General features: G+C 69.8%; 9 protein-coding genes. 3 read left to right on the forward strand and 6 right to left on the reverse strand.

Annotated features, from left to right (window positions below; genetic code table 11):
- Window positions 1–218: 218 nt before the first annotated feature.
- On the forward strand, window positions 219–1,157 hold the full coding sequence (locus tag ACFVBH_RS08965; protein ID WP_379001660.1) for an alpha/beta hydrolase: 939 nt from the start codon (window positions 219–221) through the stop codon (window positions 1,155–1,157).
- Here ACFVBH_RS08965 and ACFVBH_RS08970 read toward each other — a convergent pair.
- The 3 genes from ACFVBH_RS08970 to map form a co-directional block, all read right to left on the reverse strand.
- Window positions 1,137–1,700 carry an alpha/beta hydrolase gene (locus ACFVBH_RS08970; protein ID WP_354988978.1) on the reverse strand — a complete coding sequence of 188 codons (564 nt, stop codon included), beginning with the start codon at window positions 1,698–1,700 and terminating at the stop codon, window positions 1,137–1,139. The two genes, ACFVBH_RS08965 and ACFVBH_RS08970, sit on opposite strands and share 21 nt — an antisense overlap.
- 79 nt (window positions 1,701–1,779) lie before the next feature.
- Window positions 1,780–3,570: a cobyric acid synthase gene (locus tag ACFVBH_RS08975; protein WP_379000969.1), complete on the reverse strand. Its 1,791-nt coding sequence runs from the start codon at window positions 3,568–3,570 to the stop codon at window positions 1,780–1,782.
- A 154-nt stretch (window positions 3,571–3,724) separates the two neighbouring features.
- Window positions 3,725–4,588 carry a type I methionyl aminopeptidase gene (map, locus tag ACFVBH_RS08980; RefSeq protein ID WP_354988979.1) on the reverse strand — a complete coding sequence of 288 codons (864 nt, stop codon included), beginning with the start codon at window positions 4,586–4,588 and terminating at the stop codon, window positions 3,725–3,727.
- A 123-nt stretch (window positions 4,589–4,711) separates the two neighbouring features.
- On the opposite strand from map, the gene ACFVBH_RS08985 reads away from it, so the two are divergent.
- Together ACFVBH_RS08985 and ACFVBH_RS08990 are read left to right on the forward strand one after the other, a co-directional pair.
- A complete protein-coding gene (locus ACFVBH_RS08985) occupies window positions 4,712–5,725 on the forward strand; it encodes an LLM class flavin-dependent oxidoreductase (RefSeq protein ID WP_354988984.1) in 1,014 nt (337 codons plus the stop codon).
- Between the two features lie 122 nt (window positions 5,726–5,847).
- Window positions 5,848–6,558: a hypothetical protein gene (locus ACFVBH_RS08990; protein WP_354988980.1), complete on the forward strand. Its 711-nt coding sequence runs from the start codon at window positions 5,848–5,850 to the stop codon at window positions 6,556–6,558.
- Window positions 6,559–6,620: 62 nt separating this feature from the next.
- Here ACFVBH_RS08990 and zomB read toward each other — a convergent pair whose 3' ends face one another.
- The 3 genes from zomB to ACFVBH_RS09005 all read right to left on the reverse strand — a co-directional run bounded on the left by zomB (window position 6,621) and on the right by ACFVBH_RS09005 (window position 11,832).
- Window positions 6,621–8,549, reverse strand: a complete 1,929-nt coding sequence (gene zomB, locus ACFVBH_RS08995; protein WP_379001662.1) for a flagellar motor control protein ZomB — start codon at window positions 8,547–8,549, stop codon at window positions 6,621–6,623.
- A gap of 84 nt (window positions 8,550–8,633) precedes the next feature.
- On the reverse strand, window positions 8,634–10,070 hold the full coding sequence (locus ACFVBH_RS09000; RefSeq protein WP_379000970.1) for a glycosyltransferase 87 family protein: 1,437 nt from the start codon (window positions 10,068–10,070) through the stop codon (window positions 8,634–8,636).
- 421 nt (window positions 10,071–10,491) lie between these two features.
- Window positions 10,492–11,832, reverse strand: coding sequence for a hypothetical protein (locus tag ACFVBH_RS09005; protein ID WP_379000971.1), 1,341 nt, complete (start codon window positions 11,830–11,832; stop codon window positions 10,492–10,494).
- Window position 11,833: the final 1 nt, after the last annotated feature.

Here is an 11,833-nt window from a genome sequence, read left to right on the forward strand (position 1 = left end):
CACCTACGGCCAATTGTGCCCCTGGACACGAACAAATCCCGCAACGAAAACCCCGAATGTGAGAGATACCTCCGGTTCTCACTGGGCGGCCGGGCGGCTACCTTGGATATGTGACCTCCGATACGTCATCTGCAGCCGTCTCATCCGCGCCGTCCAAGGCCCCGGGTACCTGGCAACCCGATGTCCTCGGAGACGCCTATCAGCAATTGACGATACCCATGGGTATCGATCCGGACGGCGAAGGCGAAGCGATCGCCACGCTGGTCCGGTACACCCCCGCCGACGCGCCCGTCGCGACCCAGGCGGTGCTGTTCGTGCACGGATTCACCGACTACTTCTTCCAGGAGCACCTGGCCGAGCACATGTCGGCCCAGGGATACGCCTTCTACGCACTGGACCTGCGCAAATGCGGTCGGTCCCGGCGACCCGGGCAGACGCCGCACTACGTCAGCGACCTGTCGCTGTACGACGTGGAACTCGATCGGTCGCTGCGCGTCATTCGCGAGCAGACCGGCCTGCCCGTGCTCATGATGGGACATTCGACCGGCGGGCTGGTGCTGTCGCTGTGGATGCATCGCCTGCACGCGGCGGGCCGCACGCGCGCCGAGGGCGTGACCGGGCTGGTGCTGAACAGCCCGTGGTTCGACCTGCAGGGCCCGTCGTACTACCGCTCGCTGGGCACGCCGCTGATCAACACGATCGGGCGGCTGAGCGGGCTGGCCAAACTGCCGCTGGGTTCGATCTCCACGTACGGAGAAAGCCTGCACCACACCAAGTCCGGTGAGTGGGACTACAACCTGGACTGGAAGCCGCTCGCCGGATTCCCGGTCCACGCGGGCTGGCTGCGGGCCGTGCGCCGCGGGCACGCGCGCCTGCACCAGGGCCTGGACATCGGTGTGCCCGCGCTGATCCTGCGGTCCAAGGTGACCAGGTTCATGAGCAAGTACGGCCCGGCCGCCGACGTGGCCGACGTGGTGCTCGACGTGCGGCAGATTCAGCGCTGGTCGGGCTGCCTGGGCACGCGCACGAACATCGTGCCGATCGAGGGTGCGCGCCACGACGTGTTCCTGTCGGCCGAACGCCCGCGCACGCGGGCGTTCGACGAACTGGATTCGTGGCTCAGGTGGTTGCCGACCTCACCAGAAGCTGGTGCGTAGCACGATCTCGGTGGCGAGCTCGTGGCCCGCTTCGGCGGCCACGTCCGCGACATCGACCGGCACGAGCCGGAATTCGCCGTAGACGTGCCTGCCCGAGCCCTCGGCCACGGGGGCCGGCAGGCGCTTGGTGGCCAGCAGCGTGGTGGGGATCTCCACCGGCGGGCAGGTCGCGTCGGCGATCTCACCGTCGACGCCGGGGGCGGCCGGGTGTCCGCTGCCCGCGGCGATGAGGCTCATGAAACGCCCGAAGCCGCGCGCGGCGAGCTGCCAGGCGAGGTCCGCGCCGGTGCCGCAGCCGACCAGGTTGGCCCAGGGCACCTTCAGCTCGTCGAGCAGCGCGAAGACCGTCTTGGTGTCGAGCCCGGGCGCGGGCTCGATGACGATGGTGCGCAGGTCGGAGGTCTGCAGTCGATCGCAGACCCCGTCGTATACGTCGGCCGGATCGCCCGCATCGGGTAGTAGTACGACGTGATGCCGGGAGTCGTTGCCTCCGACCCGTACGCCCCACTCGCGATCACCGACCGTGATCCGCCGAGATTCCATTTCGAAGACGCTACACGGCGCGCGAAACTCCCGGACGCCTGTCGCGCGGATTCTCGTGATGGTCGTCACCGCCGCCGCGTCAGGGGCTCGCGCGCACCGTCAGCGTCGGCAGGCCGGCGGGCGCGCCCGCCGCGATGAGCCTTTCGAGGGCGTCCAGGTCGAGGTGCTTCTCGAGGAGGTCGGCGAGCAGGTCCAGCTGCGCCTCGCGCACCGCGGCCACCGAAACGTCCTCGGCGACAACGAAACCCCGCCGACCGGCGCGAGCGGCCACCTCCCGCAGCCACGCCCTGCGGAAGTCGTCCGACTCCAGCGCGCCGTGCAGGTGCGTACCCCAGATCGCCCCGCGCACACTGCCTTCGGGCTCCCCCTCGAGCACCAGCCACGGCGCGTCGCCGTTGGAGCGGACGCGCCCGTGGTGAATCTCATAGCCCCGCACGGGGATTGCCTTTTCGACCGCTGCCGGCCCCGCGGGGCCGGCAGGAGCTGCCGATGCCGGAACGATCCCGCTCGCGCCCGTCGGGCCGCTCCCGGCGACGGGCGCGGGGCCGGACGCCGACGTGCCCGGGGCCACAGCCGCCGAGCCCCGAGCTGTGTCGGAGATCGCGGCCGCGACGGCTGTGTTCGATATCGCGTCCGGCGCAACGAAGCCCGGAATCGCGTCGTCGGCCTCGGGCGAGTAGACCCGATCCGCGCCGCGCGCGAGACCGGGCCCGTCCGCGAGGTGGCCGGCGGCCCGGCGCAGCACCTTCGGGTCGGCGAACTCGATCTCGAGGTCGAGCAGGCCGAGGCCGGGCACCGTGCCCGCGCCGGACTCGACGGTGTCGATGATGGTGCGGCCGAGCATCTGGTAGCCGCCGCAGACGCCGAGGATGGGGCCGCCCGCGGCGGCGCGGGCGAGGAGCGCGTCGGCTATTCCGGTGCGGCGCAGCCAGTCCAGGTCCGAGACCGTGGCCTTGCTGCCGGGCAGGATCACCAGGTCCGCGCCGGCCAGGCGGGAGGGGTCGGTGACCCAGCGCACCGCGACGCCGGGCTCACACGCCAGGGCCTCGACGTCGGTGGAGTTGGAGATGCGGGGCAGGCGGACAGCGGCCACCGTCAGCCAGTCCGCGCCGCGCGGGGGCAGCGAGCGGCCGACGGGGGCGTCGGCGACGGTGCCCAGGGAGTCCTCGGCGTCGATCCAGAGATCCTCGGCGAAGGGGATGACGCCGAGGGTGGGGCGGCCGGTCAGGGCCGCGAGCTGGTCGATGCCGGGGCGCAGCAGATCGACGTCGCCGCGGAACTTGTTGATGACGAAGCCCGAGATGAGTTGCTGGTCTTCGGGTTCCAGCACCGCGACGGTGCCGAACAGGTGCGCGAGCACGCCGCCGCGGTCGATGTCGCCGACCACCAGCACCGGCAGATCGGCCGCGCGGGCCAGGCCCATGTTCGCCAGATCCGTTGCCCGCAGGTTGATCTCGGCGGGTGAGCCCGCGCCCTCGCAGATCACCACGTCGAATTCGGCCCGCAGACCGGCCAATTCCTCCGCGACGATCGCGCGCAGCTCGGTGCGATGCCGGAAGTAGTCCTTGGCCCCGACGGTATCGATGGCCCGCCCACGCACCACCAGCTGCGAGCGCCGGTCACTGCCCGGTTTGAGCAGGATGGGATTGAACCGCACGCTCGGTTCGAGCCCGGCGGCGCGCGCCTGCAGGGCCTGCGCACGCCCGATCTCTCCGCCGTCCAGGGTGACGACGGAGTTGTTGGACATGTTCTGCGCCTTGAACGGCGCGACCCGCACGCCCCGGCGCGCGAGCAACCGGCAAAGCCCCGCCACCACAACGCTTTTGCCCGCGTCCGAGGTGGTGCCCGCGATGAGCAGGGCGCCCTTCACCGGTCGCGCTCCGCGCGCACACCGCACATCGGCGCCGAGCCACCGGCCCGGACGACGAGTACCCGGGGAAGCGGTTCGCGTTCGAGCGACGACCGGGAGAAATCGGCGCCACGCACCCGCCGGGGACCCCCGGTGGCACGAAGGTAGGAACCGCTCACGGCAGGGTCAGGATCTCCGAGCCGGTGTCGGTGACGACCAGGGTGTGCTCGAACTGAGCCGTCCACTTGCGATCCTTGGTGACCACGGTCCAGCCGTCGGGCCAGATCTCGTAGTCGATGCCGCCGAGGTTGATCATGGGCTCGATGGTGAAGGTCATGCCCGGTTCGATGACCGATTCCACGGCGGGCTGGTCGTAGTGCAGGATCACCAGGCCGCTGTGGAAGGTCGGCCCGACGCCGTGGCCGGTGAAGTCGCGCACCACGCCGTAGTCGAAGCGGTTCGCGTAGGCCTCGATCACGCGGCCGATGACATTGAGCGCGCGGCCCGGCTTGACGGCCTTGATGGCGCGCGCGGTGGCCTCCTCGGTGCGCTCGACCAGCAGTCGCACCTCCTCGTCGACGTCACCGGCGAGGTAGGTCTTGTTGGTGTCGCCGTGCACGCCGCCGATGAACGCGGTGACATCGATGTTCACGATGTCACCGTCCTCGATGACGGTGGAGTCCGGAATGCCGTGGCAGATGACCTCGTTCAGCGAGGTGCAGCAGGATTTGGGAAAACCCTTGTAGCCCAGCGTCGACGGGTACGCGCCGTTGTCGATGAGGTACTCGTGCACGATGCGGTCGAGCTCGTCGGTGGTGACGCCGGGGGCGACGGCCTTGCCGGCCTCTTCCAGGGCCTGCGCGGCGAGCTTGCTCGCGACCCGCATGGCCTCGATCGTCTCGGGGGTCTGCACCCAGGGCTCGTTGCCCTCCTTGGCCGTCTTCTTCCAGACGTACTCGGGCCGCTCGATGGATTTCGGCACCTCGCGAATGGGTGATTGGGTGCCGGGAACGAGGGGTTTGCGGGTGCGCACTGACATGGGATCAAGAGTATCCGGACCGCGCGGGGGCTTCGCGGCGGAGGCCAGCCGGGAACATTTCCGGACCGCAGTCCGTTTAAGCTTTCGGTTGACTTGGAAACAATGATGGAAGGGCGGCTTGCCATGGAACTGGGTTTGACGACATTCGCCGAGACTCATCCCGTCGGCGGCGACGGACCGGTGCCGACCGCCGGCGAGCGGCTGCGCCAGGTCGTCGACGAGGCCGTGGCCACCGAACAGGCCGGGCTGGACGTCTACGGCGTGGGCGAGCATCACCGCGAGGATTTCGCGGCCTCCTCCCCCGCCATGGTGCTGGCGGCCATCGCCGCGCGCACCGAGCGGATCCAGCTCACCAGCGCGGTCACCGTGCTGAGCTCCGACGATCCGGTACGGGTGTACCAGGATTTCGCGACGCTCGACGGACTGTCCCGCGGCCGGGCCGAGCTCATGGCCGGGCGCGGCTCGTTCACCGAATCGTTCCCGCTCTTCGGCTACGACCTGGCCGACTACGACGAACTCTTCGACGAGAAGCTGGCCCTGCTGCTGAAAATCCGCGAGGAGGGCCCGGTCACCTGGTCCGGGAAGTTCCGCGCGCCGCTGGACAACGCCGTCGTCTACCCCCGCACCGAGGATCGGCCGCTGCCGGTCTGGATCGCGGTGGGCGGCAGCCCGGAATCGGTGATCCGCGCGGGCCTGCTGGGCCTGCCGCTGGCCATCGCCATCATCGGCGGGCAGCCGGCCCGGTTCAAGCCGCTGGTGGATCTCTACCACCGCGCGCTGGAGCAGGGCGGGCACGACCGGCAGCCGGTGGCCGTGCACGCGCACGGCTACGTCGCCGACACCGAGGAACAGGCCGTCGCGGACTTCTACAAGCCGTACGCGCGGGCCATGAGCGGCATCGGCCGCGAGCGCGGCTGGGGCCCGATGACCCCGCAGCAGTTCGACGCCCTGCGCTCGCCCGGCGGGTCGCTGTTCGTGGGCACCCCGGACCAGGTGGCGGCCAAGATCGCGGACGTGCGCGACACCCTCGAACTGGACCGCTTCATGCTGCACGCGAGCGTGGGCACGCTGGCGCACGAGAAGGTGCTGCACACCATCGACCTGCTGGGCACGAAGGTCGCCCCGCAGGTGCGCTGAGCACGGCCTTCCGGCGCGGCACCGCAGCGAGTACTGTCTGCTAGGGCCTTGCGGGGCCCTGGCAACGAACGCGTTTTCGACTACCCGGATCAACGGTTTGCGCACCGATCAGGAGAGTTCGAATGAAGCTGCGCCACGTACCGCTTCTGTTCGTCCCGGCACTGGTGTTCCCGCTCCTGGCGAGCGGCACGGGCGGCGCCGAGCCGGTGCTGCCCGCCACGCCGTTCCACGTGCACCGGACGGCGTCGAGCCTCGAGGTGGCGATCGACGACGGCACCTTCGCCATGGACGGCAATCACCTGGTGATTCTGAGCGGCGACGGCCGAGTGCTCTCCACCCTGCCGCTGAGCTTCCGGCTCGCGGACTTCCTGTTCCCGATCTCGGTGAAGATCGACGGCGGCACGGCCGTCATCACCCCGAGTCTGGATGTGGCCCAGGCGTTCTACCGGCCGGTGACCGGTCCGGTCGATCAGGGCGCGGCCCAGGACCGGCTCAACGGCGAACTGGCCGCGGGCGCGGGCATCGGCCTGCTGGTCGGCACGACCACCGGCGCGGTCGGCGGCTGTCTGCTGGGCGGCGGGATCGGCGCGATCCTCGGCGGCCTGTCCACGGTGCTGGGCACGGCGATCATCGGACTCGGCGGGCTCGGCGTCGTGCTCATCCCGGTCGGCGCGATCGTCGGCTGCGGCGGCGGGGCCCTGACCGGCGGCATCATCGGCGGCGCGGCCGGGGCGGCGCTGGGCGCGGGCGGCGGCGCGATCTACTTCTACACCACCCCGCCGCCGCCACCGGCGCCCGAACCCGGGCCGGGGCGGATCGCGGCGGGACCCTGATTGGCGTTCGCGCCCTTGCTATTCCGTGACCGCGGTGCGTGATCGCACCGCGGTCACGACCGTCAGTTGGGGTAGTACGGCCCCGGGAACGGGGGTTCGGGCAGATCGCAGCGTTGCAGATCGTATTTCGCGATCCGCTCGATGCGGGTGCTCGCGAAGCCGAAGGCCTGGCGCAGATTGTTCCGGAACCGCGTGAAGGTCAGCGGCGCGCGGGACGAGGCCAGCAGGTCCTGGGTCTGCGGGCAGGACAGCGCCTGTCGCGCCTGCTCGACGTGCAGGACCCGGATGTGCGCGGCCATCCACGGGTGCAGGGCCACCACCCCGGTATCGGCCACCGCCCAGCTGGCGTCCAGGTTCTTGTCGTGCCCGATCCGGCCGTCGGTGAGCCGGTCACTGTGCGCCGCAACCGGATACGCCAATCCGACCGGATCGATGACGCGCACGTCCAGGGGCACGTTCATGCTCGACATGCCGAGGTTCAGGAAGTACACCGTGTGGCCGGTGCCGCCGGCGGGGACGGGCTCCGGCGGCGGGATGACGTACCAATAGGTCTGGTCGGGCAGGTTGATCGCCAGCCCGCCGTTCGGCGTCTCGGCGAGGTCGTTGATCAGCGGCCGCATGCGCGGGAAGTCCAGGTAGTCCTCGGCCCGGATGGGGTGGTCGTGGCCGCTGAGCAGGACGTAGTAGATGCGCTCGTCCACGATGCCGGTGGCGCGGATCTCGGTGCCGGAGGTGATCGCGGTGGTGTTGGCCGCGAACAGCGCCCAGCCGATGATGGCCGAGAGCGCGACGAGCGCGGCCGTCGCTGTCCAGTCCGCGCGGCGGCGCACGGCCGCGGTCGCCACCGGTCGCAGCGGCAGCACCATGACCGGCAGCAGCAGGCAGAACAGCTGGGGCAGCAGCATGCGCCCGTGCATGAAGTCACCGCCGACGCGAGTCTCGTAGACGGTCAACAGGATTCCGCTGCCGACCAGGAGGACGACGACGGCGGCGGGACTGTGCAGGCGACGGCTGAACTCGTCGATCCTGGCGCGCGACAACGCAGTACGGTCGGTGGGTACGGACGCCTCGGTGCCCGCAACGTGCGGCGCGCGCCGCCGCCACCGCAGCACGGCCGCCCAGCCGGCGAGCAGGACCAGCGGCAGCCACAGCCAGTACGGCACGGCCAGATCGCCCAGATAGATCAGACCCTGTTCCCATTTCGCACCGCTGGCCTCCTTGGCCACGGCCGTGTTCGGGTAGGGCAGTCCGTAGTAACCCATGCGCCAGATCTGATAGCCGACCGGAACCGCCCCGGCCACCGCCACCGTCGCCGCGCGGAAACGCCACGGCCGCAACCGGGTCCGCGGCACCGGTGCGCAGAACAGCGTCAGCAGCGCCAGCCCGCCGACCATGGCCAGTTCCGGCCGGATGAGCGGAGCCAGTCCGGCCCAGAACACCGTGGCGAAGAACGCCGCCGGTCGCACCGTGTCGGTCTGCGACCAGCGCAGCATGGACCACCACAGCACGGCCAGCCAGAACAGCACCAGACAGCTCTCGAGGCCCGAGCTGGCGTAGTCGCGGGCCGGGGGCAGCGCGATGTAGACGATCGCCCCCGCCGGCGCCAGCAGCGCGGACGTCGTTCCGCCCCAGAGCCGGGCCGCACCGAGCATGGCGATGACGATCGCCGCGACCGACAGGGTGAGCGAGATGCCCAGTACGACGTATTCGAGCCGCAGTCCGGTCAGCCAGCTGAAGAACCACACCACGTACGTCCACGCCGCGCTGGTGTTGGTCTCCACGCGCTCGTTCATGTTGAAGACCGGGCCGTGGCCCGCGAGCAGATTGCGCACGGTGCGCAGCACGATCAGGCCGTCGTCGGCGATCCAGCGACGCTGCCACGCCCCCGCGGCGAAAAGCACCGCGGTCAGCGCGATTCCCGCGCCCAGCAGGACGCCCGGCTGCCAGGGCCGGGACGGGGCCGGACCCGGATCCGGTAGCGGTGCGCGCACGAGCCGGTCGATCGGCTCGATGACGACGGGAATGGGCGGCAGGGCGGGTTCCACTTCGACATCAGGCGAGATGGACAGCGTCACCTACGACTCCGATCGAGGAAATGTGCGTGAGTGGTTGGAGTCCGGCTCGGCCGCGTCGCGGTCGCGGCGCAGCAGGACGTACACCGCGGCCATGACGCACAGCAGCGGGTAACAGCCGGAGTAGAACGGCACCGCGAGATAGGACCACCAGTCCGGAATGTCGTCGCGCGGCAACATGAACAGCCCGATGCCGATCGGGTGCGGCGACTCCGCCAGCGGCGGCCGGTCGGGATAGTTCCACCACCAGCACAGGCTCAGGGCCAGCACGACGGCGGTGGGCGCCCACCGCCGTCGTTCCCGGGTGGTGAGTCCGTGGTGCAGGGCGAGCACGAGCAGGGGCACGAACCACACCCAGTGGTGCCCCCAGGAGAACGGGGACGCGCAGGCCGAGGTCATGCCGGTCAGGGTGACCGCCAGCAGGGTGCGGCCGGTGCGGTGCGCCACGACCGCGGCCGCGAGACCGAGCACGATGACCGGGGTGGCCGCGGCGAGCCACAGCCACGTCGGCGGGGTGTACACGGCCCAGCCGGGTGCGGTGGAGATGAAGCTCTGCGCGTCCAGAAACCGGAGCAGCTGTGCGACAAAGCCGTTGATCGACTGGTTGCCGGGCGAATCGACCGAGCCGACGCGGCCGGACGTGGCCACCTGCGCGCCCCAGTAGGTCCAGGAATCCCGCGGGCGGACCAGGAATCCGACGCCGATGGTGCCGGCGAAGGTCGCGACGGCGACGCCGAATGCGCGCCACTGCCGGGTGCAGGCGAGATACACCAGGAAGAACGCGGGTGTGAGTTTGATGCCGGCCGCGATGCCGACGCCCATGCCGCGAGTGCGGGCCGAGGCCGGACGGGTCAGATCCCACACGATCAGCAGCACCAGGAACACGTTGATCTGACCGAGCCAGATGGTGGATCGCACCGGTTCCAGCGCGGTGCACAGCAGCGCGAGCAGCGTGGCGAACAGCCACGTGCGTGGCGTCCGCTCGAACCGCAGTACCAGCAGGCACCGGGCGACCAGCGCGATCAGCGCGGCCATGATGGCCAGCCACCAGATCACCTTGGTCGCGGTCAGCCCGAACAGGGCGAGCGGGACGAAGGTGATCGCGGCGAACGGCGTGTAGGTGAATTCCATCTCCCACACCACCGGTCCCCGGTACAGCGGGTTCCGTTCCAGCAGCGCCTGTCCGCCCGCACGGTAGACCTGCATATCGAGGTCGCAATTGAACAGCCCGTAGTACGGATTGCCCAGCGGCAGCGCGAATACGTGCCACACCAGAACGCCCACCGAGAGGCAGGCGCAGACGGCCAGTACCCGGTTGGTCACCATTCGATGGTCGCCGCGATCGGGCGAATCCGCACGCCCCCGGCGGTTTTCGCGGTCGATTCCGCCGCGATCGGCCGCGATCGCGAGCGCCGTGCTGTCGTTCCGAACGGTCCTCACCATCGTCTCCTGTCCGGCAGAACTGTGCGTCGAGCAGGGCGAGAGAGCTGGAACCGATTCGCCCGTGCTGGCGGATGGCCGGATGGAAATCGGCCGGGCAAAGAATGGGGGTATTTCAGCCGATGCGAATACTAGCGGTATCTTTCACCCGCTCGGAGCCATGAAACACCCCAAAACCGGCTTACCGGACAGGATTTCATTATCGATTCGGTGAATTCGATGTCGGCAGCACGCCGAAGTCACAAATGCGACAGGGCCGCAACCCCGTGAGAAGTTGCGGCCCCGAAGAAAAAATCAGGCTGTGGGATTCCACGCCCGAAGAATGGGTACTCGAAATGTCTTGCGAGAGCATACCGCCCGGCAGTGGCCCTCGTGCATGCCAAAACGCTGGTCAGGCGGTATTCATCCGAGTGAAACGGCGCTAATTGCCTTGGCAGCCGGTCGCTTCGAAATCCGCGACCGTCCGGTAGTACTCGCCGCCGGGGTAGTACGGGCCCATTCCCGCCGCCTCGGACCCCCGGGTCAGGTTCTGAATCGATTCGGTGAAGCCGGGCGCGGGCATCATATTGCGCACCATCAGTACCGCCTGCGGCAGCGTACCCGCGGGCAGCCAGGCGATTCCGCATTCGGTGCGGGCGTTGGCCGGGCGGTGCGGGCCGGTGGAGACGGCGATGGTGTAGAAGCCTTGCGCGTCAACGGGAATCTGCTCGTCGTAGACGCACTGATAGACCGCAGTCGACCACGGATTGTTCGAGCACACCGACCAGTACCGCACCTGACCCGCGCCCATGCGGGCGGTGCCGGCCAGGGTGTGCGGCGCGGTGGGCGCCTTGCCGCGCAGCACCAGCACCTCCCCCAGTCCGGTGTCCATGGTGGTGGCGATGTACTTGTTGTCGGGATTGTCGAAGAAACCGCCCGCCGCGCCGAGGCGTTCGGTCACCTCCTGCACCCGGGGCAGCACGGTGTCCCCGGTGATCTCGTTGCCGAACAGCAGGCCCGCGATCGCGGTGGGCAGGTTGGTGAACTTGGACCAGGCGGGCGGATTCGTGCCGAAGAGCCCGACCGCCGGTGTGTCGATCAGGGCAGCTCCGGTACCGGGATCGGTTGCCGGCGCGGCGTATCCGGCGGGCTCGCAGGCGGGCACCGTGCTACGCCTGCCGTCGGCCTCGACCAGGGTCACCGTCGGCAGGGGCACGCCGCCGGCGAGGTCGGCGCCGGTGTCGGGCAGGTACACCCGGATCAGGAACAGCGCGCCGTTCGGCGCCGTGGATCGGGCGCCGTCGGAGCTGGTGGTGTACAGCGTGTTCGCCGGGCGATCGGTTTCCGGTGCGCGGCCGTCGACCAGCCGGACGGTGTAGGAGCGGTTGCCGGCCGTGCGGTCCGCGCCGTCCAGGAACGGGTTGACCGACCCGGCGTCGGGAACGATGGCCTGATCGTTGAGCCCGTCCACCGAGGCCGAGGTGCGGCTGTAGGTCGCCATGGACAGGTAGCGCGCGTGCGGGAACTGTCCGCCGATCTCGATGTATCCGCCCCGCGGGACAGCCATGTTCGAGCCCCAGTAGGTGGCGCCGGTGTCCGGGTAGGCGATATTGACCTTGTCCGGTCCGGCCTGGAATCCCCACGCGCACGCGGTATTCGGGCCGAGCAGGATATTTCCGCCCGGTGCGGCCGCGGCGGTGGCGGCCAAGGCCGTTGTCCCGCTCGCCAGCAGTGCGGAGGCGAGCGCGAGCGACGCGGCCCGGCCACGGAATCGGTCGAACATG

The organism is Nocardia sp. NPDC057668, from assembly GCF_042799795.1.
Lineage (GTDB): Bacteria > Actinomycetota > Actinomycetes > Mycobacteriales > Mycobacteriaceae > Nocardia.